The organism is Hyphomicrobiaceae bacterium, from assembly GCA_041397645.1.
GTDB lineage: Bacteria > Pseudomonadota > Alphaproteobacteria > Rhizobiales > Hyphomicrobiaceae > Hyphomicrobium_B.
In genome coordinates this window covers 2,606,447-2,631,975 of record JAWKWE010000004.1, presented here as the reverse complement: position 1 = coordinate 2,631,975, position 25,529 = coordinate 2,606,447, and the positions used below count along the sequence as shown (strand labels likewise).

Sequence of the window (25,529 nt, the reverse complement as noted above, 5' to 3'; positions counted from 1 at the left end):
TCGGAAGCTTACGAGTTTCCCTCGGAGTAAGTGGGTAGGCGCACCCTACCAATACATTACTATTTAAGTCAACAATTATTTTGCGGGTGTCAGCGCGTCGTGCGAACGCGACCGAAGGAATTGAAATTCGGCTTATTCCGCGGCTTCGTGCGCCAGGAAGCCGCCCGACTGACGGGCCCAAAGCTGCGCATAGATGCCGCCACGACGGAGCAGCTCCGCGTGAGAGCCTTCCTCCACGATGCGGCCTTCGTCCATGACGACAAGACGATCCATGGCGGCGATTGTGGAAAGCCGGTGCGCGATTGCGATCACCGTTTTGCCTTCCATCAGCGTATCGAGACTACCCTGGATGGCCGCCTCAACCTCGCTGTCGAGCGCGCTTGTAGCTTCGTCGAGCACGAGGATAGGCGCATTCTTGAGCAGCACGCGTGCGATGGCGATCCGCTGGCGCTGGCCACCAGACAGCTTTACGCCTCGCTCACCGACTTGCGCCTCGTATCCCTTGCGACCCTTCATATCCTCCAGATCCTTGATGAAACCTGCCGCCTGCGCACGCGATGCCGCGATCCGTACATCGTCGGGCGTTGCGTCGGGCCGCCCATAAAGGATGTTATCGCGCACAGAGCGGTGAAGCAGCGAAGTGTCCTGGGTCACAACGCCGATTTGCGCGCGCAAACTGTCCTGCGTCACGGCCGCGATGTCCTGACCATCTATGAGAATGCGCCCGCCTTCGAGGTCGTAAAAACGCAACAGCAAATTGACGAGAGTCGACTTTCCCGCGCCTGACCGGCCTATGAGCCCGACCTTCTCGCCGGATGCGATTTTGAGATTGAGGTGGTCGATCACGCGCACGGGCTGATCCGCCGCACCGCTCACGCCTGCGCCGTAATGGAACTGAATCGCGTCGAACTTGATCTCGCCCTTCGTCACCGCCAAGGGCCGCGCGGCTGGCGCGTCAAGAACGGTGTGAGGCCGCGAAATCGTTTCCATGCCTTCGTGGACCACGCCGATGTTCTCGAAAATGCCCGAGATGGTCCACATCACCCATCCCGACATCATCACGATACGGATGACGAGGCCGATGACGGTCGCATTTGCTCCCGTCGTGACATGGCCGTTCGACCACAGCGTGATCGCAAGCCAGCCGGTCGCAACAATTAGGACACCGTTCAACGTGTAAAGCGCGAACTCCATCCCCGTGATGAGCCGCAGCGACGCCTGCCACTTTTCCATCATCTCGCGGAAAGCGGTTCGAGCGTACTCGTCCTCGCGCTCGGCGTGGGCGAAAAGCTTGACGGTCAGAATGTTGGTGTAGCTGTCCACGATCCGCCCAACCAGCATCGAACGCGCCTCCGATGTGTCGGTGGAGCGGCTCTTGATGCGCGGTACGAAATAGGACAGCGCGACGATGTACGCCACGAGCCAGACCATCAGCGGAAGCGTCAATCGCCAGTCCGCAGCTGCAAAGATCGTCAACGCGCCGAAAAACTGCACCAAGGCATACCAAAGCGCATCGATCAGCTGAACGACGCTCTCACGCAGTGCCGGGCCGGTTTGAACGATCTTGTTGGCGATACGTCCGGCAAAATCATTCTGAAAAAAGCCCAGCGACTGGCGCAGCACATACGAGTGCGTCTGCCAACGGATCCGGTTCGTAAACGTGGTCGCAATTGCCTGGTTCTTGACGAGATCATGCACGGTCGAGACGATGGGACGCGCAATCAGCGCAATAAAACCCATCCAACCCAAGACGAGGGCATTGTCCGCCATGAACGTCTTGGGGTCGGGCGTGGCCTTCATGAGATCGACCAGTTCGCCGATGAAGGCAAACAGCATCACCTCGATGATTGAGCCGAGAAAGCCCATGACCAGCAATGCGACGAAGATGGGCCAGACCGGCTTGACGAAATGCCAGTAGAATGCACCGAGCCGGACCGGCGGGCGCACGATCTGCGGCCGCGCAAAAGGATCTATGCGCGTCTCAAACCAGGATGCTATCCGCCGAAACATCAACTTGTGCTCTTTCAAAAAACACCCGCGAACCTTGCGAACCACGCCGCACGGACCACGTCATGGGTCTATCTGATGCGTTAAAGGGTTCAAGGGATCGCGCCACACAGCCGATTGTCGGGCCTTTGCCGACAAAAAAGCATTCGGCCCTCATGAGGCATTTACCCCGAGGGCCTAACAAGTGGGCCAGACAGCTTGTGGCGGCGCGATGAACGCCCTATGCACTAGGTCCCATATTGGTCGAAAAGAAGACGAGCACAAGTCCGGCTGCCATGAGTGAACCCGAAGAAATGAGCGAACCCCTACTGGAAGTCCGCAAGCAAGCGGCACGCGCCTGGTTTGAGGAGTTGCGCGATCAGATCTGTGCCGCGTTTGAGAAACTGGAGAGCGATCTGCCTGCAGACGCCCCCCATGGCGACATGGCGCCGGCAAAGTTCGTGCGCACGTCGTGGGAGCGCACCGATCATACCGGCGCCAAGGGTGGCGGCGGCGTAATGAGTATGATGACAGGGCGCGTTTTCGAAAAGGTCGGTGTGCACACCTCCACCGTGCACGGCGAGTTTGCACCCGAGTTCCGCAAGCAGATCCCAGGCGCTGATGAGGATCCCCGTTTCTGGGCATCGGGAGTTTCGCTCATTGCCCACATGCGAAATCCCAACGTTCCCGCCGTGCATATGAACACGCGCATGGTGGTGACGACCAAATGGTGGTTCGGCGGCGGCGCGGATCTCACGCCCGTTCTTGATGCGCGACGCACCCAGTCGGACGCCGACACACTTGCCTTTCATTCCGCAATGTATGGCGCCTGCGCTTCTCATCAGATCGCCGATTACAAACGCTACAAGGACTGGTGCGACGAATACTTCTACCTGCCCCATCGCAAGGAAATGCGCGGCGTCGGCGGCATCTTTTATGATTACCTGACTCCGAGCGACGAAGAGGGCGGCTGGGACGGCGCACTCGCCTTCACCAAGGATGTCGGACGTGCGTTTGTTTCGGTCTACCCCATGCTCGTCCGCGGCAACTACACAATGCCTTACACCGAGGCGCAACGCGAAGAGCAACTCATTCGGCGCGGCCGCTACGTGGAATACAACCTGCTCTATGATCGCGGCACAGTGTTCGGACTGAAGACGGGCGGGAACGTGGATTCGATCCTCTCGTCCATGCCGCCTATTGTGAAATGGCCCTGATAAACAGCCACGCCCCGCTTACATCGGCAGAGCAATCGAATACTTGATCTGATCAAGTGCGAAACTCGACTCGATGGAGGCGACGCCGGGCACAAGCGTGAGCTTGTGCTTCAAGAACGTTTCGTAGGCTGTCAGGTCCTCCACCACGACACGCAACAAATAGTCGCGATGGCCGGTCATGAGGTAGCATTCCAGCACCTCCGGCCATCGTGAGATTGCCTTTGAAAAAGCCTCCAGATCCTTCTCGCGCTGGCGCTCCAGCTTAATCGAGACAAAGACGCTAACGGGAAGCCCCACCTTGCGTTGGTCGACAAGGGCGATGTAGCGGCGGATAATCCCCGCCTCTTCCATGATCTTGATGCGACGATGACAAGGCGAAGCGGACAATCCCACGCGCTCTGCAATCTCTTGCATGGTGAGGCGGCAGTCGTCCTGCAGCAAACTGAGGATCTTGCGATCTATAGCATCAAGGTTTGTCATGACGAGAACGGTATACGGGGGCGAGAAGCGGTAAGGAGAGCCGCGCACCAGGCGCATTCCCGTTACCTTCCGCCAGACCACGCAGCGTTGCAAGTCGGTCGAACGGCGCGACCCCGGCGCAATTAACGGCCTGCTGTTCTTGCAGCCAGAACCTCATCGAACGCCTGGGCAAACTCTATCGAGCCCTGTGCCTTCATGCTAGCGGTCATGCGCCGATCCAGCTCCGCCAGCAACTGCTCGCCCGTTAGCCCGATCACCATCTTGTTTACGTAATAGGCCCGGCGAGAAAAGAAGTTGGAAACCGGTGCCTTGAGGCCGGCGGGTTGCATCAATTCGAGACCGGTTGCCGGGCCGGAGAGGTTCATCACCTCCACCTGGGCCCCCGTCATGTTGGTCCTGCCGTACTTGGCGCCCATATCCAACAAGCCTTTCAACTTCATGGCCTGGAGCATGGGGCCGATGTCGCCATCGATGTTGAGGACATGCATGCCCATGCCCTCCTCGGTCTTGGCGTACCTTTGATGGCGCGCCCAGTTGTAGGGCACGCGCTTGGCGTTGGCATACATCCGCTTCAAAACTGTGATTTTGTAGTTCAGCTCGTGGCGCCGCTGCGATGAGATGTTTGGATTGGCGGCCTTGCGTTGCAGATGAGCGATGAACAGCTTTCCGTTCTTCGACAGTTCATTCACAGAATTTGCATCGAGCAACTGAGCGTAGCCCAGTGCGCTGGAAATCGCCCGACCCGTCTTTTTGGTCGGATGAATGCCAGCTTGCATGTCGTAAGTGCCAATACCGCCCGTCTCCAGCGCATACACGCGCACAACCTGGTTCTTTTCCAGCCCAAGTGCGTGCGCCTCTTCCGCATAACGGCGCTTAAACTCCTTTTCCGACACCCGCTCGGGCACAAAGCCGTAGACGCGCTTTGCCGCGCCCAGATAGTCGGACACAACCGGCAAACTCGACGATGGAGATGGTGCTGCCTCTTCCTGCGAAGTGAGGAACTTTGAATACTTGGCGGCCAGCGCATTAGAGAGTTTGGGACCGGTATAGCTCGGCGGCAGCGTCATCACGTAGTCGTCTGCGGTAAACAGAACCGTGCGTGAGCGCTTTTTTTTGCGCGCCTGCCGCTTATCTTCAACCTTGTCCCAATAGACGTCGAGGTGATGCTCATGGGCGCGGCGAGCCGCCTTCCAGGCCTGCAGCTCCGCTGTCTCTTCCCCTGTTAAGGACGCCAGGAAATCCGCCGTCGACATGGCGCGGGCAGGCTGATGGGATGCCAGCACAAGGCCAAGCATTACAGCAACCACCGCAGCTACCGGTAACCGGCGGCGTTGAAACGTCCAGAACAAAAAACTTCTCCTTGCGAAAAGGCCTCTGATTCGGCGAAACCTTCGCCTCAGACTTTGACCGTATCGTGATTCAAGCCTTGATCGGAGTAAATTCGGGGATCCCTTTGGCCTGCCTGGATTGAGCTAAACACTGAAATGGGTTCACTTTTACAGTTTGGGGACATGGACGAGACCACACTGCGGACTCTCGCTTCAACGCGCTTATTGCCCAGCCCCGCCGGGCCGGAAATGGCAACCAGAACAACGCGCCTTCTACCCAGCGACTACGATCTCAACCCGCAGGTACGACCTCTGTCTCCTGCAAAGTTGCGACCGGCAGCCGTGCTCGTACCCATCGTGGCCAATGCGCCACTGAATGTCTTAATGACCCAGCGCACGCCGCACCTTGCCGCTCATGCGGGTCAAATCGCCTTTCCTGGCGGCAAAATCGAACCGAACGATGAAACGCCGCTTGCGGCAGCTTTACGTGAGGCTCACGAGGAGATCGGCCTAGATCCAAGTTTTGTGGAGCCTCTTGGTTACGTCGAACCCTACGAGACGAGCACTGGGTTTCTGGTTACCCCCGTTATCGGCGTCGTGAAACCCGGGTTTACCCTTAAGGCAGATCCGCATGAGGTGGCAGACATCTTTAGCGTCCCGCTTGCCTTCCTGCTGGATGAGGCCAACCACAGGATCGATGCGCGCGAATGGCGGGGCGCCCAACGTCAGTTCTATGCCATCCCCCATGAAGGACGCTATATCTGGGGTGCTACCGCAGGAATCATTCGCGCGTTGCACCGGAGGCTGACGACCGCATGATCCGCATCGTTCTGGAGAACCTGTTTCTCTTCCTGTTGCCCACGATTGCCTACCTTTCCTACATCGCCTACCAGCGCAACGATTGGCCCGGGCTATGGAAGGTATTGGCCGAAGCGCCCCTAGTTCAGCTTTTCGTGACCGGCGCCTTCCTCATGATCACAACGCTGCTCGTGTTCTCCTCTGCGTCCGGACACCGCCCTGGCGAGGCCTACACGCCGCCCTCTTATCAAGACGGCAAGTTACTGCCTGGCCACGGCGCCAATGATAGTCAGAAGTAAGACGTCATGGCCAAACCGGATCAGGATCCGCACTCGAACAAGCCGCTGGCTCAGGCGCCGTGGTTGCGAGCGCCCGCGCTCGGCAAGCTGTTGGAGGTTCTGACCAACGACGGCGGCGATGCGCGCGTGGTTGGAGGCTCGGTGCGCAACGCACTGCTGGGTGAACCGATCACCGACATCGACGTTGCAACACCACTCCTTCCTGAAGCCGTGATGAAGCGCGCTTCTCTTGCCGGATTAGGCGTGCATCCCACTGGCCTGGAGCATGGCACCGTCACCATCGTGTCGGATGGCCAACCCTTCGAGGTCACGACGCTAAGACGCGACGTGGAAACCGATGGCCGCCGCGCAGTTGTTGCCTTCAGCACCGACTGGCGCGAAGACGCCGCACGCCGCGACTTCACGATCAACGCCCTCTATGCCGGCGCTGACGGCGAGGTTTTCGACTATTTCGGTGGCCGAGAAGATCTCGCCGCTCGTCGCGTCCGCTTCATAGGTGACCCACACCAGCGGATCAGGGAAGACTATTTGCGCATCCTGCGCTTCTTCCGCTTCACCGCACAGATCAGCCGCGACGCACCGGATGCCGACGGACTTGCTGCTTGCGTCGCCCTGAAAGACGGCTTGGCGCGTCTCTCTCTGGAACGCATCGGGGTGGAAACGATAAACCTCATCGCGGCACCCCGCGCCGCCGAGGTCGTTGAGGTTATGGCGCAGTGCTCAATCCTCAAACACGTCCTTGGACGGGAAACGCATCCCGAACGTCTCACGCGAATGGTTGCAATCGAAGCAGCTTGCGGGCTGCCACCCGATGACATCGCACGCCTTGCCGCGCTGACGTTAGACAATCCGTCGGGCGCTTCCCATCTTGCTGCACATCTGCGGCTATCGAATGCGCAGGCCGATGCTCTTGCCGGTGCGGCGCGACATCATCCCGCCTATGCGCCGGAGACGCCCGAGCCTGAGGCACGCCGTTGGCTCTACGAGACCGGCGCGGATAACTTCCTGCGCGGCGCGCTGGTAGCCTGGGCAGCGGGCGACGATCCAGCCAGCGATGTTGCGCGCAAAGAACGGGCATTTCTCCCGCACCGCTGGCCGATACCTGCCTTGCCGGTCCGCGGTGCCGATGTACTCGCCTTAGGCGTAGCACCCGGCCCCAAAGTGGGCGAGATCATCGAGGCCTTCGAACACTGGTGGATGTCAGCGGATTTCCCTGCGGATCCAGCAGAGCATCGCTCGATGCTTCAAGCACTTGCCGCAAATCGTTACTAAATTGTTAAAAAAATCTTTTACAATTTGCTGGATCCGGTTAGGTTTTTCGGGCTGGGACCATTTGTATTGCGTTGAGGTAAAGTCATGGACCACGTGGACCTGGAGCGTGCACGCTCCCTTCGTTTTGTCCAAATCGTGTTCGCCCTTCTCGCCATCGTCAGCATCGTCGCAGGTTTGACCGTCGCATACTCGTCAAACTGGTTGGGGCTGCCTGAGACCTCAGCAGGCCCGATCGCAGTGGCGTTCATTTGCGTGGGTATCATGAACACGGCGCTGCTCTTTGTATGGGAGCGAATTTTCCGCGACGCTTCATTCTAAAACACAAACTGCGCGACGCTTTTTTGCCCCGCGCAGTTCCAAATCAATCGCAATAGCCGATTTTGCCCGCGCAGTTCAGGTCGACCGCGGTCCCTGCATCTGGCGTAGAGCCGCTTCGATGCGTCGCCACGTGTCAGCGTCCTCTTTGCGGCCTCCGCTCTCGAATGTCTTAGCTTTCTGCGCCGCCTCCGCAAGCGCCTTCGGACCCATGGCTTCGTACAGCTTTCTGGCGTGAGCCTGGATTTCGGTTGCGTGCATGATCTCCGGCCTCCCGAGTTACGTTGCTGTTTTTGGAATTGCGCCCCTATTCGGGCTTCTCCCGCGCGTCAGCGCGCAGGCTTTGAAAATATGGGCTGCATCACGCGTCCCCGCAAGACACACGGCGCGCATGTTTACCGTGTCGAAAGAGCCACGCAGTGTCACACGCCTGAAACATGACTCTCTCAATACGAGCGCAGCCACCGGGCCGCTCAAGGGAGCTGATCGTGACAGCAGCGATCGAATTGAAAAAATATAAATCGGTTTTCATCTCGGACCTACATCTGGGAACGCGATCGGCGAAGGCCGCAGAGTTGCTGGATTTTCTCAAGCACATAGAGACCGAGACGCTCTACCTGGTCGGCGACATCATCGATTTCTGGAAAGTCCGTCGGGGCCCCGTCTGGCCACAGTCCCATAACGACGTGATCCAAAAAGTGTTGCGGCGCGCGCGCAAGGGGACGCGCGTCATCTTCATTCCCGGCAACCATGATGATGGTCTGCGCGAGTATTGTGGAATGGACTTCGGTGGCATCGAAATCCGTCGTGACTGTATCCACGAGGCTGCCGACGGAAAACGTTATGTCATCATGCACGGTGACGAATTCGACATCGTGGTCCGTTATGCGCGCTGGTTGGCCTTCCTCGGCGACCGCTCGTATGAAGCAGCTCTCTGGCTCAACAATCCGCTCAATTGGCTGCGCCGGAAGATGGGGCTCGAGTACTGGTCGCTTTCCAACTTCCTCAAGCAGCGCGTTAAAGGGGCCGTCAACTTCATCGGCGAGTTTGAAGCAGCCCTTGCCAGCGAAGCACGCAGGCGTGGCGCCGATGGCCTGATCTGCGGCCACATCCATCACGCCAACGAGCGCGATATCGACGGTATTCACTACCTCAATACGGGTGATTGGGTGGAAAGCTGCACAGCCATCGGCGAGCACCACGATGGGCGCTTCGAGATCATCCGCTGGCGTATGTCGCCGGCCACCGACAGCAAGACGAGCGAAGTCATCAAGCAATCAAGCATCGGAGTGGCGGCGTGAACGCTGATCATCTCCGTCCATTAGGAACGCACGCCATATGACCACAACTGCTTCTGACGCCTCCCTTTACGATATCATGCCCCGTACCAGCGCGGAGTTGTTGCGGGAGGCTGTCTACCATGAGCCCGGTCTCAGCAAGAAGGGAATGCTGGAGCGCGTGTTCGCGTTCGCATTCCGCTCGATGGTATATCCGCAAATATGGGAAGATCCGCGCGCCGACATGGATGCGCTTCAGATTGCGCCGACTTCGCGAATTGTGACCATCGCCTCTGGCGGTTGCAATGTCTTGAGTTACCTCACGGCGGATCCCGCCAAGATCTATGCCGTCGATCTTAATGAAACTCACGTCGCATTGAACGCGTTGAAGCTTGCAGCTGCACGCGCGCTGCCGACCTACGCGACGTTCCATCGCTTCTTTGCGCAGGCATCCGACAAACGCAACGTGCGTCTGTACGACGACCTGATCGCACCGACGCTCGATGAAACATCGCGCGCCTACTGGGAGGGGCGCGACATCACCGGGCGGCGCCGCATTACGCGATTTGCGCGCAATTTTTATCGCTACGGTCTTCTCGGCCACTTCATCACCGCCGCCCGCCTTAGTGCGCGGGTGTTGGGTGCTGATCCTGAGGAAATCCTCAAAGCGGAGACACGGGAAGAGCAGCGGGCGCTGTTTGATACGCACCTTGCACCCTTGTTCGACAAGGCCGTTGTCCGCTGGGTGGCTTCGCAGCGCGCATCGTTGTTTGGGCTGGGCATTCCGCCTGCGCAGTACGACGCGCTGTGCGATCACGGGGCACGCGAAATGGCAGACGTTCTCAAGGAGCGCGTAGAGCGTCTGGCTTGCAACTTCGATATTTCCGACAACTACTTCGCTTGGCAGGCCTTTGCCGGGCGGTACGGCGAGCAATCACAATGTGCGCTGCCGCCCTACCTGCAAAAAGAGAACTTTTCTAATGTGCGCGCACGTGTGAACCGCGTCAGCGTCTTGAAGCAGAACTTCATCCATTTCCTGAGAGCGGAGCCCGCCGAAAGTCTTGATCGCTATGTCCTGCTCGATGCTCAGGATTGGATGGACGACGAGACGCTCAACGCCCTGTGGTGCGAAATCACGCGCACATCACGCCCCGGCGCCCGCGTAATCTTCCGCACAGCCGGACGCGAAACGATCCTGCCCGGTCGCATCGCCAATGATCTGCTGGCGCAGTGGACTTACGACCGTGAAACTTCGCAAGTCGGGTTCACCAACGATCGCTCCGCGATCTACGGCGGCTTCCACCTCTACATCAAGGCTTAAGGAAGCGAGCATGGGCGCGATCTCAGCGGCGACCAAGATGGACCGCCAATACCGCTTTCAACGTCACGTCTATGACGCCACCCGAACCCATTATCTGCTCTGGCGGGGCCGGCTGATCAAGGAGCTGGCACCCCCCGACGGCGGCAGCGTCGTGGAGATTGCCTGCGGCACGGGCTGGAATATCGTGCGGGCCGCGCGGCGCTATCCCAACGCTTCGTTCTACGGTTTCGACATCTCCTCGGAGATGCTCCGCACAGCGGCAGCCTCCGTCCAAAAGAACGGCCTTGAGAACCGCGTCAAACTCGCTCAAGGCGATGCGACTGATTTCGATCTTCAAGCCATGTTCGGTCTTGCTGGTGCTGACCGCATCTTCATTTCATATGCTTTGTCGATGATCCCGAATTGGCCGCTCGCGATCGAGTGCGCGGTGCGCGCCCTTAACCCCGGCGGGGAGTTGTCGATCGTCGATTTTGGTTCGATGGATCGACTGCCCAACGGCCCCCGCTGGGCGTTCCGTCTCTTTCTGAAGCACTACAATGTGACGCCCCGCCTCAACCTCGAAACGGTGGCCTGCTCTGTCGCTGCCGCAAACGGCCTGTCGACGCGATTCGAGCAATCCCCGCGCGGATATTCGGCTTACGCGGTGCTCAAACGCGGTCCATGATTTTCATTCGAAAGCGAACCTGGGCACGTCCCACGGTTCAATTCGTGCGGCGCACCTGGTGCGGCTGCAAAAAAGCCCCGGATCTCTCCGGGGCTTTTCGTTTTGCTATCGAGCCGAAGCGTTGAACCGCCCCGGGGGCTTCTTAGAAGCCCATATCGCCCATGCCGCCCATGCCGCCGGCGGGGCCATGAGCATGACCGCCATCCTTCTTCGGAACGTCAGCAATCATGGCTTCCGTCGTGATCAGGAGGCCAGCAACCGAGGCGGCGTCCTGCAGTGCGCAACGCACAACCTTCGTCGGGTCGATGACGCCCTGCTGGAACAGGTCGCCATACTCGTGGCTCTGAGCGTTGTAGCCGAAAGCGTACTTGGAGTTCTCGATGATCTTACCGACGATCACCGAGCCATCCTCACCAGCGTTTGCAGCGATCTGACGGGCCGGAGACTGCAACGCCTTGCGCACGATCTGGATGCCGACCTTCTGATCGTCGTTGTCAGACTTCAGCGAGTCGAGAGCCTTGATGGCGCGCAGCAGCGCAACGCCGCCACCAGGGACGATGCCTTCTTCGACAGCTGCACGGGTAGCATGCAGAGCGTCGTCGACGCGGTCCTTGCGCTCCTTGACTTCAACTTCCGTTGCGCCGCCGACCTTGATCACGGCAACACCGCCGGCGAGCTTGGCCAGACGCTCCTGAAGCTTCTCGCGATCGTAGTCCGAGGTCGACTCCTCGATCTGCGCCTTGATCTGCTTCACGCGGGCTTCGATTTCCTGCTTCTTGCCAACGCCGTCGACGATCGTGGTGTTTTCCTTATCGATCGCGACCTTCTTGGCGCGGCCCAGATCCTTCAGCGTCACGTTTTCGAGCTTGATGCCGAGGTCTTCCGAGATCACGGTGCCGCCGGTGAGGATCGCGATATCCTCAAGCATGGCCTTGCGGCGATCGCCGAATCCGGGAGCCTTGACGGCAGCAACCTTGAGGCCGCCACGCAGCTTGTTGACAACGAGGGTCGCAAGAGCTTCGCCCTCGACGTCCTCGGCAACGATGAGCAGCGGCTTGCCCGACTGCACAACGGCTTCAAGGATCGGCAGCATCGACTGCAGGCCGGACAGCTTCTTTTCGAACAGGAGGATGTAGGGGCTCTCGAGCTCTACCACCATCTTGTCAGCGTTGGTGATGAAGTACGGCGAGAGATAGCCGCGATCGAACTGCATGCCTTCGACAACATCGAGTTCGAAGTCGAGCGTCTTGGACTCTTCAACCGTGATGACGCCTTCCGAACCGACCTTCTCCATCGCTTCGGCAATCTTCTTGCCGACGACTTCGTCGCCGTTTGCCGAGATCGTGCCGACCTGGGCAATCTGATCCTTCACGACCTTCTTGGAGTTGGTCTTGAGATCGTTGACGACTGCTGCGACAGCCATGTCGATGCCGCGCTTCAGATCCATCGGGTTAGCGCCGGCTGCAACAGACTTGGCGCCTTCGCGCACAATGGCCTGAGCCAAAACCGTTGCAGTCGTGGTGCCGTCGCCGGCCAGGTCGGCCGTCTTGGAAGCGACCTCGCGCAGCATCTGCGCGCCCATATTCTCGAACTTGTCCTCAAGCTCGATCTCCTTGGCGACGGTGACGCCGTCCTTGGTGATGCGAGGCGCGCCGAACGACTTGTCGATGACGACGTTGCGACCCTTCGGGCCGAGCGTCACCTTCACTGCGTTGGCGAGAATGTCGACGCCGCGGAGCATACGCTCGCGAGCATCCTGAGCAAATTTTACGTCCTTAGCTGCCATGTGAAGCAACTCCTAATCGATGCGAGGGTTTGATTTATGCGATTGTGATCAGGCTGCGACCTTGGCCTTGGCAGCGCCTTCGAGCACGCCAAGAATGTCGGTCTCCTTCATGATCAGGAGATCCTGGCCGTCGATCTTGACCTCGGTGCCCGACCACTTGCCGAACAAAACGCGATCACCGACCTTAACGTCGAGGGCATTGACCTTGCCCGATTCGTCGCGAGCGCCGGGGCCGACAGCGACGATTTCGCCCTGCTGAGGCTTTTCCTTGGCAGTGTCGGGAATGATAATGCCGCCGGCGGTCTTCGTGTTTTCCTCGAGCCGCTTGACAACGACGCGGTCATGGAGAGGACGGAACTTCATGGGGTAAACCTCATGATCTAAACAATTTTCTGGTTTCTGATTTCGTGCCGGAGCCGTCGCGGCGCTCTAGCGGACAGCCGACTTCGAAAAGAGCCACCCCACCAGCGCGCCGGAAAGTCCGGCCGAGCGGTATATGGGGTGGACCTGTTAGCAGTGTCAAGACGTGAGTGCTAAATCAGCTGGCTTTGGGTTAGCGAAGGGGCCCGCTGTCGGGCAAGCGTCGCGGCAGCCTCAGCGCTCGCCCCATCCGGCTCCAAAGCTTGTTCAGCGTAATCACCGCTGGAAGTAGGCGCGCACAGCCTCGCTATCACGCCCCGACCAGCCTCCTGCGGGCGCCTCCCGAGGCGGTCCCACAGACCCGCAACAAGCCACTGATAACACGAAAAATAACCGCAGCTACTCGCTCAGGCAGGCATCAAATTGAAGATACAAAGCGAAGGTTCGCCATCAATGCGCGACCTCGCAAAACACCCCGCGAGGTAATTCGAATGCTTACTTCCGCTGGACACCAACTATTTGAGCAATCCGCACGACCCGCAAATGCAGAGCCTACGCGCGCGACGCGACATTCGATAACCTTCTGATCCAACAATCGGTCGGGCTCCTGCTACTGAAAGACCAGAGTCTTGTACCCTATTCGAGGTCGGCTACGGCCACCTCCACTACAATCACGAACGCAATCCTGCGTTCTTCAGTCGTGACTGCGAATGTTCGGCCCTTTGCTCGGCTCCAACAGTCGCAACACAAATGACGCCCAGGACGCAAACAGCGTCAATGTGATGGTTGGTATCCGCTTCACAAACTAACTCTGAAGCGGCATTCGTAATCCATAGACCGCTAGACAAGGAAAACAGTCATACCGGCATCGGGACAAATGAAAACGCCCCGATATGCATTGCATGTCGAGCCGTTTGCGATATCTGCCTTCGAGCGAAATCAGATTGCGAAATCTTCGAGCTTCGCGCCCTTCTTCAAGCGCTCAAGTAACCAATTTGGTTTGCGCCCCCTGCCCGTCCAGGTATCCAACTTATTTTCCGGGTTTGCATAACGCGCAACGCCAATAGACTTTGACTTACCAGCGCCGCGTCCCCCACGGCCGCCCCCGAAAAGCTCATTGACGGAAAAGCCGTGAGCGTCAGCCATTTCAGCCATTTTGCGCTTAAGTTCGCTACGCTCCTTGTCGCGCATCACGGCAATCGCCTTTGCCACACGCGTTTCAAGTTCTACCAGCTCTTTCAAAGACATTTTGTCTAGATTGCCACTGATAGTGTTTCTGGATGTTTTTTGTCTCACGCTACTGAATCCCGTCTGAACTCACTGCTTAACGCTTAAACGAACTACACTGCCTGCGCCAAGGGGGAGCTGACACTCTGTTATTATTTTTCATGCAAAATTCGTTAAGATCGAGACTTTATATCGCAGTCTATTCACTGCGCAATGCATCGATGGGATTAAGGTGAGCGGCGCGTCGAGCAGGAAAGAAGCCGAAAAAGACGCCTGTTGCCGCTGCAGCACCCATTGCCAGGAAAATCACGCTTGGAGAAATTAATACAGGCATTTGACCGGCCTGAGCCAATACCAAAGTAGCCAGAACGCCCAGAACGGTGCCTATCAGCCCGCCAATAAGACAAAGACTTACAGCTTCGACCAGAAATTGGCGCATAATATCGCGACGGCGTCCACCAACTGCCATCCTCAAACCAATTTCCCGCGTTCGCTCTGTCACGGATACGAGCATGATATTCATGATGCCGATGCCGCCGACGATAAGCGAAATCGCCGAGGTCGCGCCAAGCAGATAAGTCATCGTGCTCAAGACTTCCGTGCGAGCCTTCATGAACTCGGCGAGATTTCGCACGTTGAAATTGTCCTCATCGCCAGCTTTTACACGACGCCTTTGGCGCAGCAGCGTTTCAATCTCTTCCTGCGCATCAGCTAGATTGGTTTGCTCGTCGAACTTAATATATATCTGCCCGACCTGATCCGGCGTGACACCGCTTTTACCCAAGATCTGATTGCGGGCAATTGTCATCGGAAGCAAAACAAGGTCGTCCTGATCTCGCCCGAAGCTTGAAGAGCCCTTTGCCGACAGAACGCCAACAACCTGGAACGGGGTGTTCTTTATGCGAATTCGTGCACCGAGAGGGTCTTGACCCGGGAATAGTTGCTTCACAACGCTTTGGCCGAGAATTGCCACCCGCGCCGAAGACCTAAGGTCTTGCACGGTAAAATCACGCCCGGATTCCAACGGCCAATCGCGAACGGTGAGATAATCGGGATGCACGCCGCTCAGCGTGGTTGTCCAGTTGGCGTTTCCATAAACAACAGGGCCTGATCCATTGAGCTGGCCGGAAATGGCAGTTACGCCTCCGATGCCGTTGTGGAGCGCGTTGAGATCGCCTTCCGAGAGTTCCTTGTCGGTGCCTGCGCCACCCGCACGCCCACGAACGCGGCTCGAACCGGAAAATACCACCAGCATGTTGGAACCGAGCGACGCAATCTTGCTTTCCACGTCGCTGCGCGCACCCGACCCGACTGCCACCAGAACGATTACGGAAGCCACGCCTATGATGATGCCGAGCGTGGTGAGGATCGAACGCATGAGATTGGCGCGCAACGCTGACCACGCAACTTCCAGGCTGTCAAGAAAGGTCACGTCACGCCTCCGATGGGTTTGCGGCGGTGCGTATTGATCGTGTCATCGACGATGCGCCCGTCGCGGAACGTAAGCCGGCGGCGCGCAAACTCGGCGATATCGGGCTCGTGCGTAACAATGATCACGGTAATGCCCTGCTCGTTGAGAGCACAGAACAATGCCATGATCTCTTCCGACGTCTTGGTGTCGAGCGCTCCAGTCGGCTCGTCCGCGAGCAGGATCTTGGGATTGTTGACCAGCGCGCGGGCAATTGCGACGCGCTGCTGCTGGCCGCCAGAAAGCTGGCGGGGATGATGATCCGCACGCTCTGCCAGTCCAACTTGGCGCAAGCGTTCGATCGCCATCGCCTGCGGGTCGGCTGGGCGCGGATGAGCGTACAGCAGCGGCAGCATGACTTGGCGTAACGCCGGTGTGCGCGCCAGCAGATTGAACTGCTGAAACACGAACCCGATACGCCGGTTACGAAGGTCGGCCAATTCGTCGGCATTCATATCCGAGATATTGCGCCCGTCGATGTAGAGCGTACCCGACGTTGGCACATCGAGCGCGCCGATGAGGTTCATCATAGTCGACTTACCGGAACCGGAAGCGCCCATGATTGCAACGAAGTCGCCCTCCTCGATGTCGAGCGATACGCCGTCGAGAGCGCGTACGACCTGGTCACCCATCGTGTAGGTCTTGAATACGTTGTCGGCGCGGATGAGAGGAGGCGCACCCGCTGCCGGCGCCTTCCGGGCAGCACCAGCTGCGGCGACATCGAGCGCTAAAGCCGTCATTTGCTTGTCGAACGTGCGCGCACGACGACCCGCTCGCCTTCTTCGAGGTTTCCGCCTGCGATCTCGCTGAACTGATCGTCGGAGATGCCGAGCTTCACGAAGCGCCGCTCTGGTTCGCCCTTGGCATCCAGCACATAGACGTCGCCCGAACGCGACTCCGCACGTCCCGATTTCCATTTGTCGAATGCCGGCATCTGGGCATCGCTCATCAGTGGCCGCAAGGCCTGCTCCAGCGTCGACTGGATCATCTGACGCAATGCGCTGCGATCGATGGTCTCTGCCCCCGACATGGACGAAGAGCTGCGCATCGCTTTCAAGGCGTCTCGCACCACCTGCTCCTGTGTATCGGTGAGCTGAAGCTGAGTCTTGAGGCGAGCAAGCATACGGTCCGTGCGTTCCTCTCTGGAAGTGCTTGAGTCGCTGGCCGATTTGTCCGTGTTACGCGGCCGAAAACGAAGCGCCTCGTTCGGAACGCGCAGCGCGTCATCTTTCTTTGCCGCTTCGATCTGGACGTTTGCGGTCATGCCCGGAAAGAGCCGCCGATCATCGTTGGAAGCCTCGATGATTACGGTATAGGTGACGACGTTTTGAAGCTCGGTTGCGGCCAGACGTACCTGCGTGACCTTTCCTTCGAATGTCCGCTCGGGATAGGCATCGACCGTGAACGTAACCGGATTGCCTTCCGCCACAGCACCCACATCAGCCTCGTTGACCTGCGCCTCGATACTAATCCGACGCAAATCCTGTGCGAGCTTGAAGAGTTCAGGTGCCTGAAGGCTGGCGGCAACGGTCTGGCCGACGTCGATCGTGCGAGAAATCACTGTCCCGTTGACCGGCGCAACAATATGCGTGCGATCCAGATCGACCTCGGCCTGTTTAAGCGCCGCCTCGCGCTGCGCGATCACCGCCTTGGCGGACTCGATCTGCGCCTTCGTAACCTCGATGTCGGCTTGGGCGATCTCGAAATCGCGTTGAGCGTTCTCCAACGTCGCCGTAGCTGCAAAGCCCTTCTTCTGCAGCGTGGCCTGGCGGTCGATGCTGCGCTTGGCTTGTGCCAGCACCGCTTCATTGCGCTGCATCGTCGCCTGTTGATTTAGCAGCCCGGCGCGGGCCGCCTGCAAGTCCGCCCGGGCCTGAGCCACCTTCGCGTCATAGGTGCGCGAGTCGAGGGTCGCCATCAGGTCGCCCTCCTTAACCTCACTGTTGAAATCGACATAGAGCTTGTCGATCTGGCCGGAGAGCTGCGAACCGACCGAGACCGTCACCAGAGCCCGTACCGGGCCGGACGTGGAGACAATCTTGCGGATCGTGCCACGTTCCACCGAGGCCGTCTCGTAGCTAATATCGTCCTTCGTCCCGCCGCGAGGGTCCATCATGTAGACGACGCCGAGACCGGCCAAGGCCAATGGAATTCCCAGGGTAAACAGATATTTCAACGGCTTGCCCATTCTGCTAGCGGCACTTTCCATGCGTGCCCTCATCTCTTCGCAAACAAAAACGCAAAGGCGAGGTCAAATCCGTCGGCCCGCTCGCCGCCCATCGCGGTTCTTCGTCCGTGGGCTATTGTTAGTCTTTGTGGCAATTCTTACGCTACCCGCTGCAAGCGCGCGTTGCATATAATCTGGGAACTCATGACGTCAATTCGCCGTTCCTTTAGACAGGGGCGTTTCGCCGGTTTTCCCGCCGCAAGGACAAAAGATGATGCCTTGCTCTGCTTTTATGACGCGTAATTGTCGGGTCTACACGGTTGGATCTGAGCGCCGCCCCGCGCAAATCGACCGTTTGCCACATTCGGCAAGTCGCACTAGGTTCCCTCCGGCCCGAATTTCTCTCGGGCCAGCGTCCCTCATCTGGAGATTAGTCTCGTGACCCTGAAACTTCCCGCTCTGCCTTATGACTACGACGCGCTCGCGCCCTATATGTCGGCAGAAACCTTACAATTCCATCACGATAAGCACCATCAAGCTTACGTGGACAATGGCAACAAGCTGCTCGCCGGTTCAAAGTACGAAGGCAAGTCTTTGGAGGAGATCTGCAAAGAAGCCTTCGCCGATAAGAACGCCGGTGTGATCAACAACGTCGGCCAGCACTACAACCACCTCCACTTCTGGCAGTGGATGAAGAAGGGCGGCGGCGGCAAGAAGATGCCGGGCAAGCTCGAAAAGCTGGTCGAGGCCTACGGCGGGTACGACAAGATGCGCGCCGACTTCATCAACGCGGGCACCACGCAGTTCGGTTCGGGCTGGGCCTGGTTGACCCTGAAGGACGGCAAACTCGAGGTCTCCAAGACGCCCAACGGCGAAAATCCGTTGATGCACGGTGCAACGCCCATTCTCGGCTGCGACGTGTGGGAGCACAGCTATTACATCGACTATCGCAACGCGCGCCCGAAGTACCTTGAGGCGTGGATCGACAATCTGGTGAACTGGGAATACGTCGAACAGCTCATGGGCTGATCCGGCCCGGCCCATTTCGAGACGGAGACCTTTCCGCAAGGTCAAACTTGATGGGAAGACTGAGCCCACCGATCGGGGCGCCACGTGCTAGTATCTCTACCAAGGAGAGGAAGCACGTAAGGCGCCCCGATGCCGTCTGAGCATGTTCGTCTTTCAACCGTCGCCGCATTCAAGGGCCTCAACGAGGCCGACCTCGCGCGCTTGGAAGCTCTGCTGTCGCCAATTCCCGTCACACGCGGCACGGCGTTGGTGCGCGAAGGTGAAGCCGCAGATGCGCTCTACGTCGTTGTAACCGGACGATTCAGTGTCGATGTTGCAGGGCACGAAGAACCGGTTGCCGAAATCTCCAGCGGCGACACGATCGGTGAAATCGCATTCTTCGCAGGCGGTCTGCGCACCGCAACCTGCAGAGCCATTCGCGATAGCGTCGTGGTGTCTCTGTCGCGGGCCGATTTCGACGCGCTGTGCGCTCTCACACCAGCCATCTGGTCTAATATCACTGCGACGCTCGCTAACCGACTCGCGGCTGAAACCCGCAAAAGCGCACGCCTCAGAGGCGCAAGAACCGCAAAGCCGCCGCCGCGAACAATCGCGATCGTAGGGGCGGGGCATCGTCCTGTTCCACAGGAATTCATCGCCGACCTGTGCGCCCACGCTCAACGCGACCCTGCCACACTGGTTATATCTTCGCGCACCCTCCACTCCCACGGCCTCGCACTCTCGACGATCGAGGACGTCGAGGCGGCACACCGGCTAAATGAACTCGAAAGCCGTTACGAGCGCGTCGTCTACGTTGCGGACGAGACCCTCACACCATGGAGCGAGAAAGCCATCCGGCAAGCCGACGAGGTGGTTCTCGTCGGATATCAGGGGTCTTCGCCAATCGGCGCACCCGTTGCGCGCAATGCGCTGGAAGAATTTTCCCTGGCGCTCGATCTGCCTCCGCGCCATCGCTTGGCTATCCTCCACGATCATGCCCACGGCGTCCAGGGTACGCGCCATTGGCTGGCACAGCGTCCCGTCTCGATGCATCACCACGCGGCCATGGGTGATGCAGACAGCCTCGCCCGCTTGTGGCGCTTCGTCATGGGACGGGCCATGGGCTTAGTGGCCTGCGGGGGCGGCGCTTACTGCGCGGCGCACATCGGATTGTATAAGGCCCTAAGTGAAGCGCAGATCGCTCTTGATCTGGTCGGGGGGGCATCGGGCGGAGCTGCCATGGCTGCCGCGTTCGCCGAGGATAAGGCCGCCGATGAAATCGACAGGCGCGTACATCGCATGTTCATCGAAGGAAAAGCGATGCAGCGATACACGCTGCCTCGCTACAGCCTTCTGGATCACACTCACTTCGACCGTCTGCTGCAAGAACAGTACGGTCATACGCGTATCGAAGATTTGTGGAAGCCCTACTTCGCTGTGGCGCTCGATCTCACCAACTACCGATTGGAGGTATTGAGGACGGGGCCCGTCTGGGCGGCCATACGCGCAAGCGCAGCGATCCCAGCTGTTTTGCCACCCTACTTCGCATCCGATGGCAACATGTTTGTCGATGGATCTGTCGCGTCCAACGTCCCGATCGACGTGATGCGCCAAATTAAGCGCGGACCCAACATCGTCGTCACGTTCGATCCTCCAACGGCGGAGAAGCTTAACGCCAACTATGCCGATCTGCCCGGACGGCGCGAATTGTTCTGGAAGCTGCTGCTGCCCTGGACGCGCGCAGAGCTGCCCGATGTGCCGTCTCCGGCCTCGGTCCTGGTGCGAACATTGATGGCCAACCGCAACCACTTCGAACGCCATTTACAGCCGGACGATTGGCTCCTGATGCCACCAACGCCGCCGCACATGGGCGCGCTGGATTGGCGTCAGCATTCCGCTCTGGTCGAGGCGGCCTACGTCTATGCAAAAAAGGAGATCGCCGACCGGCGGGCGTCTCAAACGCTGCCGGTCTGAACGACATAGCGGATTTCTTATATCACGTAAGCGGCGCTATTTCTTCCCGCCCGCCGATCCTGGTGCGTCGCCGCCTGTCTTCTCCTTCAGATCTTGAAGGTAGGCCAGTATGCCGTCGATCTCCCCGGGACTGAAAACGAATTCAGGCATGTCAGGATGCCCTGTCGTCAGACCCTCAGCCAATCCTTCGGCCAAGTCGTCGAGCGGATAGCGGGTCACGACCTGTCGGAACGGAGGAGCTTGTTTATGGGTGCTCTCGCCCGTAGGGCCGATGGCATGACAGCGCACACAATTCTTAGTCAGCAATGCCTCGCCTTTGGCCTTCAAATCTTCCGCAACTGCCGGAGAGATAATTAAGGCTGCGACGACCGAAAAAGCCGCCGCAACCTTTAGAGCTCGAACACTCGTGATGCGCTTAGAAACCATAAGCTTGGCTCCTCAGGGTCTGAAAAGCGCGTGCCGGTCGCGCAGCAATTATTTCTTTGAACTATCGAGGTGAAGCTTCAGCTTGTCGAGATAATCGCCAATCGCTTTCGCGTCCATCGGTTCAAAGGCAAACTCTTTGTGATTCTTGTTCATGGCCGCGATGAAAGCGCTGCCGAGCTCGTCGGCGGGCAACGTCTGGATGACATCGCGAAACGGTTTGACCGTAGCGATCTTGCTGTCGCCCTCTGCGCCGACAGCATGACACTTGGCGCAATTTTCGTTGAGCAGCTGCTCGCCTTTGGTAGAGAGATTGCCGCCCATCGCCCACGCTGCGCTCACATAGAGCGCGCCAGCGACAAAACCAAACACTGTCGCCGCGAGTGTCTTCTTCGAAGTTCTTGCTTTCACGTTCGTCCCTTCCTGTTGGTCTATCTGCGACCGCCGGTAATGGACTTTATGATAATGTTCTTGATCGTCGTGGCTACAGTACGGGAGATGGAGCGCTGCAGTTCCCGCCCGATCATTTCACCCATGCCCTGCTGATGGCGCCCGGTGGATGTGCTGCGCCCGCCGCCAAGCACACCGCCCAACCAGTCGCCGACACCACCACTGGCTTCCGCTTCCTTGGCATTGGCGTCCGCACGCTGCGCCAGAATTTCCTTCGCGCTCTCGCGATCGATCCGCTCTTCGTATTTCCCGTAATAGGGGCTGTACTCGATGACGCCGCGGCGCTCTTCCTGCGATACCGGACCTATTCGGCCTTCCGGCGGTCGGATCAGCGTGCGCTGAACGATGGATGGCTCGCCCTTGTTCTCCAGAAGCGAGACCAACGCCTCGCCAACCTTGAGTTCCTTGATCACCTTCTGCGTATCGAGATCCGGGTTCTGCCGGAATGTCTTAGCCGCGGCTTCGATGCCCGCCTGATCCTGCGGCGTAAAGGCGTTGAGGCGATGCTGAATTCGATTGTTGAGCTGGCTGGCGACTGTCCGCGGCACGTCTGCCGGGTTCTGCGTGATGAAGTAAACGCCAACGCCCTTCGAACGCACAAGGCGCGCAATCTGCTCGACGCGATCCATCAAGGGCTTGGGTGCATCGTCGAACAGCAGGTGCGCCTCGTCGAAGAAGAACACCAGCTTCGGCTTGGGCAGGTCACCCACTTCCGGTAGCGTTTGCCAAAGCTTGCTCAGCAGCCACAGAAGGAACGTCGCATACACGCGCGGCGCTTCCATGAGTTTGTCCGCCGCCAGCACGTTTACCACGCCACGACCGTCCGGAGCGATGCGCAGAAAATCGTTGATATCGAGAGCCGGCTCTCCGAAGAAATGCGTCGCACCTTGCTCTTCGAGCACGAGCAAACGCCGCTGGATCGCACCGACCGACGTTGTAGCGATGTTGCCGTATTTGGTAGCAATCTCCTTGCCCCGACCTGCAATGTCATTGAGCAAAGCGCGCAGGTCGTCGATATCGACCAACGGCATCTTCTCGTCGGAGGCGACGCGGAAGGCGATGTTCAGAACGCCCTCCTGCACTTCGTTGAGCTCCAGCAGTCGCGACAGCAGCAGCGGTCCCATCTCCGTCACAGTAGCGCGGATTGGATGGCCCTGCTCTCCGAACACGTCCCAGAAAATGGAGGGGAACGCCCGGTTCTCGAAAGGCTCAAGGCCAATCTCGTGCGCACGCTTGAGAAGGAAGTCCTTTGGCTCACCGACGGCCGCGATACCGGATAAGTCGCCTTTGATGTCGGCGGCAAAGACCGGAACGCCCGCAGCGGAGAACCCTTCCGCCAGCACCTGCAGGGTGACCGTCTTGCCTGTACCTGTGGCGCCCGTGATCAATCCATGCCGGTTGGCCAGTTTCAGATCCAGGTATTCGGGCTTAATGCTTTTTCCGACGAAGATCTTGCCGTCCACGATCATCGATTGGCTCATTGCGTCACCCCAAGATTTCCCTGCCCGCCTTGCCGCAGAAACGGATCGCCCCAATGGCCATGTGCTTCAAGGCGCACGCACCCAACAAAAGGCCGACTCGCGGCTGTTTGATGTCCCCGACCTCTTGGCACGGGCGGATTGTCATTGCAAACACCGGTTGCATAGCGGACCATCCGTATCCACTGGACGTCGCTGCGCGTGTTTATGCTGCTCGGCCAAAGGAAACGGCGCGTCAACAGGCCCCTCGGCACAAGTGTTTTTTGCCTCGTCTTCCGCCGCACCCAGTCGCTATAGAAGGACCATAGGCCTTCGAATTGACAGGACACTGACGCGATGACCGAACCGACGTCCAACCTCAACCTCGCCAGCGGCTTTCCCCAGCCAGGATTTGACCAGTGGCGGGCGCTTGTCGAAAAGGCGTTGAAGGGGATCGACTTCGAGAAGCGGCTGGTGTCCAAGACCGCAGATGGCATTACGATCCGACCGCTTTACGCGCGTAAGGATGCTCTGGTCTCCTCACAGGGATCATTGCCGGGTGCAGCGCCCTTCACGCGCGGTACACGGGCAGTACGTGAGGGCTACGGCTGGGACATCCGCACGGTACACGTCGAACAGGACCCGGCGGCGGCTAATGCAGCCATCCTGGAGGACCTCGACGGCGGGGTGAACTCCATCGCCCTTCATATGGGCGGGCCAGGCCTGCCGATCTCCAAAGAGGCCCTGGAAAAAGCCCTTGCAGGCGTTCTGCTCGACGTCTGCCCGATCGCGCTGATCGCCGGCGAGAACGCCTTCGACGCGGCTTTGGCGCTGAATGCGGTTTGGGCGGCGCGTGCCATCCCCGACGACAGGCGCTCAGGTTCCTTCGGTGCCGATCCATTTGGCACGCTGGCTATCCGGGGAAGCTTGCCTGAGGACCTCGATACGGTCATGGCCCGCGCGGTTGCGTTGGTGAAGACGACTTTGTCCATGCCGAATGTTACGGCACTTTCCGCCGACGGTGTCGCTTACCACGTCGCCGGCGCCAGCGAGGCTCAAGAGTTGGCGGTGATGCTGTCAACGTTTGTGGCCTACCTGCGTGCGTGCGAGCGCGCAGGCATCGCGCCAGCCGACGCCATGCCAAAAATCTCCGTGGCACTTGCAGCCGATGCCGACGAATTTGCCACGATTGCCAAATTGCGCGCAGCTCGCACGATCATCTGGCAAATGGCGCAGGCCTGCGGAGCAGGCGACGCGGCGGCCAAGGTCAGGCTTAATGTGCCGACATCCTACCGGATGATGACCAAGCGCGATCCGTGGACCAACATCCTGCGCACGACGATTGCTTGCGCAGGCGCTGCCATAGGCGGCGCGGATGCGATCTGCGTGCTGCCCTTCACATTTGCCCTTGGTAAGCCGGATGCTTTTGCACGGCGCGTCGCGCGCAACATCCAGATTGTGTGCCAGGAGGAGAGCCACCTTGGCCGTGTCACCGATCCTTCCGGCGGCTCGTGGTACGTCGAGCAGCTTACTCAGGACATGGCGCGCAAGGCCTGGGAGCTGTTCCAGGACATTGAGGCACGCGGGGGCATTCTGCCTGGTCTCACGACCGGGTACGTTCAGGAGATAATCGAGGCGACCGCTCAGGCACGGGCCAAATCCATCGCTACCGGCCGCCAGGAATTGACCGGCGTTTCGGCCTTCCCGCTCCTCGGCGACGATGGCATCAAAGCCGAGCCGTGGCCTCGTCAACAGGCAACGAACACGGGCAAGGCCGAGATCGAAATAACGCCGCTTAAAGTGCATCGCGTGTCGGAAGGCTTCGAAACCTTGCGCGACGCAGCCGACGCGCATGGCGGCTATAAAGTCTTCCTCGCGAACATGGGGGAGATCGTCGATCACAACGTTCGATCGACGTGGACACGCAACTATCTTGCCGCGGGCGGCATCGAAGCCTTGACTTCCGATGGATACAAAACACCGGAGGCCGCCGCCTCGGCGTTCAAGGCTTCGGGCGCAAAGGCCGCTTGCATCTGCTCATCCGACGCCACTTACGCAACGCTCGCCGAAAGCACCGCCGCTGCGCTGAAGGCGGCCGGCGCGAAGCTCGTTCTGATGGCAGGGCGGCCGGGCGACAAGGAAGCTGCCTTCAAGGCAGCAGGCGTTGACCAGTTCCTGTTCGCGGGCGCTGACGCCATTGCAACGCTGAAGGGACTGCAGAACACGCTGGGTTAAGGCCTCAGTCGGCATCA

At 59.1% G+C, this 25,529-nt stretch carries 24 protein-coding genes; 11 read left to right on the top strand and 13 right to left on the bottom strand.

All coding sequences use genetic code 11. The features are described from left to right. Positions 1-132: 132 nt before the first annotated feature. Positions 133-2,010: an ABC transporter ATP-binding protein gene (locus R3D51_12245; GenBank protein ID MEZ5900249.1), complete on the bottom strand. Its 1,878-nt coding sequence runs from the start codon at positions 2,008-2,010 to the stop codon at positions 133-135. A 272-nt stretch (positions 2,011-2,282) separates the two neighbouring features. Here R3D51_12245 and hemF point away from each other — a divergent pair, with 272 nt between their 5' ends. Beyond that, positions 2,283-3,203: an oxygen-dependent coproporphyrinogen oxidase gene (gene hemF, locus R3D51_12240; GenBank protein ID MEZ5900248.1), complete on the top strand. Its 921-nt coding sequence runs from the start codon at positions 2,283-2,285 to the stop codon at positions 3,201-3,203. An 18-nt stretch (positions 3,204-3,221) separates the two neighbouring features. Here hemF and R3D51_12235 read toward each other — a convergent pair whose 3' ends face one another. Beyond that, on the bottom strand, positions 3,222-3,683 hold the full coding sequence (locus tag R3D51_12235; protein ID MEZ5900247.1) for an Lrp/AsnC family transcriptional regulator: 462 nt from the start codon (positions 3,681-3,683) through the stop codon (positions 3,222-3,224). Between the two features lie 122 nt (positions 3,684-3,805). Then, entirely contained in the window at positions 3,806-5,032 is a 1,227-nt protein-coding gene (locus R3D51_12230) for a hypothetical protein (GenBank protein MEZ5900246.1), read from the bottom strand. 228 nt (positions 5,033-5,260) lie between these two features. On the opposite strand from R3D51_12230, the gene R3D51_12225 reads away from it, so the two are divergent. The 4 genes from R3D51_12225 to R3D51_12210 all read left to right on the top strand — a co-directional run bounded on the left by R3D51_12225 (position 5,261) and on the right by R3D51_12210 (position 7,698). Beyond that, positions 5,261-5,830 (top strand): CoA pyrophosphatase, encoded by a 570-nt coding sequence (locus R3D51_12225; protein MEZ5900245.1) that lies wholly within the window; start codon positions 5,261-5,263, stop codon positions 5,828-5,830. Beyond that, complete coding sequence (locus tag R3D51_12220) at positions 5,827-6,108, top strand: DUF6111 family protein (GenBank protein ID MEZ5900244.1); 282 nt, start codon at positions 5,827-5,829, stop codon at positions 6,106-6,108. The genes R3D51_12225 and R3D51_12220 overlap by 4 nt, the downstream gene beginning before the upstream one ends. A gap of 6 nt (positions 6,109-6,114) precedes the next feature. Further along, positions 6,115-7,380 carry a CCA tRNA nucleotidyltransferase gene (locus tag R3D51_12215; protein MEZ5900243.1) on the top strand — a complete coding sequence of 422 codons (1,266 nt, stop codon included), beginning with the start codon at positions 6,115-6,117 and terminating at the stop codon, positions 7,378-7,380. Positions 7,381-7,464: 84 nt separating this feature from the next. Then, positions 7,465-7,698, top strand: a complete 234-nt coding sequence (locus R3D51_12210) for a hypothetical protein (GenBank protein MEZ5900242.1) — start codon at positions 7,465-7,467, stop codon at positions 7,696-7,698. 75 nt (positions 7,699-7,773) lie between these two features. Here the strand turns inward: R3D51_12210 and R3D51_12205 are convergent, their stop codons facing one another. Beyond that, a complete protein-coding gene (locus tag R3D51_12205) occupies positions 7,774-7,956 on the bottom strand; it encodes a hypothetical protein (GenBank protein ID MEZ5900241.1) in 183 nt (60 codons plus the stop codon). Between the two features lie 227 nt (positions 7,957-8,183). Between R3D51_12205 and R3D51_12200 the strand changes: the two genes are divergently transcribed. The 3 genes from R3D51_12200 to R3D51_12190 are packed head-to-tail and all read left to right on the top strand — an operon-like array spanning position 8,184 to position 10,957. Beyond that, positions 8,184-8,996 (top strand): UDP-2,3-diacylglucosamine diphosphatase, encoded by an 813-nt coding sequence (locus R3D51_12200; protein MEZ5900240.1) that lies wholly within the window; start codon positions 8,184-8,186, stop codon positions 8,994-8,996. A 37-nt stretch (positions 8,997-9,033) separates the two neighbouring features. Beyond that, complete coding sequence (locus tag R3D51_12195; protein MEZ5900239.1) at positions 9,034-10,293, top strand: DUF3419 family protein; 1,260 nt, start codon at positions 9,034-9,036, stop codon at positions 10,291-10,293. Between the two features lie 10 nt (positions 10,294-10,303). Then, positions 10,304-10,957, top strand: a complete 654-nt coding sequence (locus R3D51_12190) for a class I SAM-dependent methyltransferase (GenBank protein ID MEZ5900238.1) — start codon at positions 10,304-10,306, stop codon at positions 10,955-10,957. A gap of 142 nt (positions 10,958-11,099) precedes the next feature. Here R3D51_12190 and groL read toward each other — a convergent pair whose 3' ends face one another. The 6 genes from groL to R3D51_12160 all read right to left on the bottom strand — a co-directional run bounded on the left by groL (position 11,100) and on the right by R3D51_12160 (position 18,007). Further along, a complete protein-coding gene (gene groL / locus R3D51_12185; protein ID MEZ5900237.1) occupies positions 11,100-12,743 on the bottom strand; it encodes a chaperonin GroEL in 1,644 nt (547 codons plus the stop codon). A 48-nt stretch (positions 12,744-12,791) separates the two neighbouring features. Then, positions 12,792-13,106: a co-chaperone GroES gene (gene groES, locus R3D51_12180; GenBank protein MEZ5900236.1), complete on the bottom strand. Its 315-nt coding sequence runs from the start codon at positions 13,104-13,106 to the stop codon at positions 12,792-12,794. A gap of 936 nt (positions 13,107-14,042) precedes the next feature. Further along, positions 14,043-14,399 (bottom strand): H-NS histone family protein, encoded by a 357-nt coding sequence (locus R3D51_12175; protein ID MEZ5900235.1) that lies wholly within the window; start codon positions 14,397-14,399, stop codon positions 14,043-14,045. A 130-nt stretch (positions 14,400-14,529) separates the two neighbouring features. Next, a complete protein-coding gene (locus R3D51_12170) occupies positions 14,530-15,762 on the bottom strand; it encodes an ABC transporter permease (GenBank protein MEZ5900234.1) in 1,233 nt (410 codons plus the stop codon). After that, on the bottom strand, positions 15,759-16,538 hold the full coding sequence (locus R3D51_12165) for an ABC transporter ATP-binding protein (GenBank protein ID MEZ5900233.1): 780 nt from the start codon (positions 16,536-16,538) through the stop codon (positions 15,759-15,761). The genes R3D51_12170 and R3D51_12165 overlap by 4 nt, the downstream gene beginning before the upstream one ends. Next, the gene (locus tag R3D51_12160) at positions 16,535-18,007 is read right to left on the bottom strand and encodes an efflux RND transporter periplasmic adaptor subunit (GenBank protein MEZ5900232.1); all 1,473 of its coding nucleotides are present in this window, start codon (positions 18,005-18,007) and stop codon (positions 16,535-16,537) included. The genes R3D51_12165 and R3D51_12160 overlap by 4 nt, the downstream gene beginning before the upstream one ends. Before the next feature lie 396 nt (positions 18,008-18,403). Here R3D51_12160 and R3D51_12155 point away from each other — a divergent pair, with 396 nt between their 5' ends. Further along, the gene (locus R3D51_12155) at positions 18,404-18,994 is read left to right on the top strand and encodes a superoxide dismutase (GenBank protein MEZ5900231.1); all 591 of its coding nucleotides are present in this window, start codon (positions 18,404-18,406) and stop codon (positions 18,992-18,994) included. 129 nt (positions 18,995-19,123) lie between these two features. Continuing rightward, complete coding sequence (locus R3D51_12150; GenBank protein MEZ5900230.1) at positions 19,124-20,947, top strand: cyclic nucleotide-binding and patatin-like phospholipase domain-containing protein; 1,824 nt, start codon at positions 19,124-19,126, stop codon at positions 20,945-20,947. Positions 20,948-20,983: 36 nt separating this feature from the next. Here R3D51_12150 and R3D51_12145 read toward each other — a convergent pair whose 3' ends face one another. The 3 genes from R3D51_12145 to R3D51_12135 are packed head-to-tail and all read right to left on the bottom strand — an operon-like array spanning position 20,984 to position 23,355. Further along, complete coding sequence (locus R3D51_12145) at positions 20,984-21,373, bottom strand: cytochrome c (protein MEZ5900229.1); 390 nt, start codon at positions 21,371-21,373, stop codon at positions 20,984-20,986. Between the two features lie 48 nt (positions 21,374-21,421). Next, a complete protein-coding gene (locus R3D51_12140; protein MEZ5900228.1) occupies positions 21,422-21,781 on the bottom strand; it encodes a c-type cytochrome in 360 nt (119 codons plus the stop codon). Positions 21,782-21,801: 20 nt separating this feature from the next. After that, positions 21,802-23,355, bottom strand: a complete 1,554-nt coding sequence (locus tag R3D51_12135) for a helicase HerA-like domain-containing protein (GenBank protein MEZ5900227.1) — start codon at positions 23,353-23,355, stop codon at positions 21,802-21,804. A 279-nt stretch (positions 23,356-23,634) separates the two neighbouring features. Between R3D51_12135 and R3D51_12130 the strand changes: the two genes are divergently transcribed. Further along, the gene (locus R3D51_12130; protein MEZ5900226.1) at positions 23,635-25,512 is read left to right on the top strand and encodes a methylmalonyl-CoA mutase family protein; all 1,878 of its coding nucleotides are present in this window, start codon (positions 23,635-23,637) and stop codon (positions 25,510-25,512) included. The last annotated feature ends 17 nt before the right edge of the window (positions 25,513-25,529 follow it).

Bases quoted from the DNA above. Each gene is read 5' to 3' on its own strand.
- R3D51_12220 (MEZ5900244.1), top strand. From the start codon at position 5,827: ATGATCCGCATCGTTCTGGAGAACCTGTTTCTCTTCCTGTTGCCCACG.
- R3D51_12205 (MEZ5900241.1), bottom strand. From the start codon at position 7,956: ATGCACGCAACCGAAATCCAGGCTCACGCCAGAAAGCTGTACGAAGCC.
- R3D51_12210 (MEZ5900242.1), top strand. From the start codon at position 7,465: ATGGACCACGTGGACCTGGAGCGTGCACGCTCCCTTCGTTTTGTCCAA.
- R3D51_12145 (MEZ5900229.1), bottom strand. From the start codon at position 21,373: ATGGTTTCTAAGCGCATCACGAGTGTTCGAGCTCTAAAGGTTGCGGCG.
- R3D51_12160 (MEZ5900232.1), bottom strand. From the start codon at position 18,007: ATGGAAAGTGCCGCTAGCAGAATGGGCAAGCCGTTGAAATATCTGTTT.
- R3D51_12150 (MEZ5900230.1), top strand. From the start codon at position 19,124: ATGCCGTCTGAGCATGTTCGTCTTTCAACCGTCGCCGCATTCAAGGGC.
- R3D51_12235 (MEZ5900247.1), bottom strand. From the start codon at position 3,683: ATGACAAACCTTGATGCTATAGATCGCAAGATCCTCAGTTTGCTGCAG.
- R3D51_12190 (MEZ5900238.1), top strand. From the start codon at position 10,304: ATGGGCGCGATCTCAGCGGCGACCAAGATGGACCGCCAATACCGCTTT.
- R3D51_12225 (MEZ5900245.1), top strand. From the start codon at position 5,261: ATGGCAACCAGAACAACGCGCCTTCTACCCAGCGACTACGATCTCAAC.
- R3D51_12165 (MEZ5900233.1), bottom strand. From the start codon at position 16,538: ATGACGGCTTTAGCGCTCGATGTCGCCGCAGCTGGTGCTGCCCGGAAG.
- hemF (MEZ5900248.1), top strand. From the start codon at position 2,283: ATGAGTGAACCCGAAGAAATGAGCGAACCCCTACTGGAAGTCCGCAAG.
- R3D51_12245 (MEZ5900249.1), bottom strand. From the start codon at position 2,010: ATGTTTCGGCGGATAGCATCCTGGTTTGAGACGCGCATAGATCCTTTT.
- R3D51_12195 (MEZ5900239.1), top strand. From the start codon at position 9,034: ATGACCACAACTGCTTCTGACGCCTCCCTTTACGATATCATGCCCCGT.
- R3D51_12215 (MEZ5900243.1), top strand. From the start codon at position 6,115: ATGGCCAAACCGGATCAGGATCCGCACTCGAACAAGCCGCTGGCTCAG.
- groES (MEZ5900236.1), bottom strand. From the start codon at position 13,106: ATGAAGTTCCGTCCTCTCCATGACCGCGTCGTTGTCAAGCGGCTCGAG.
- R3D51_12130 (MEZ5900226.1), top strand. From the start codon at position 23,635: ATGACCGAACCGACGTCCAACCTCAACCTCGCCAGCGGCTTTCCCCAG.
- groL (MEZ5900237.1), bottom strand. From the start codon at position 12,743: ATGGCAGCTAAGGACGTAAAATTTGCTCAGGATGCTCGCGAGCGTATG.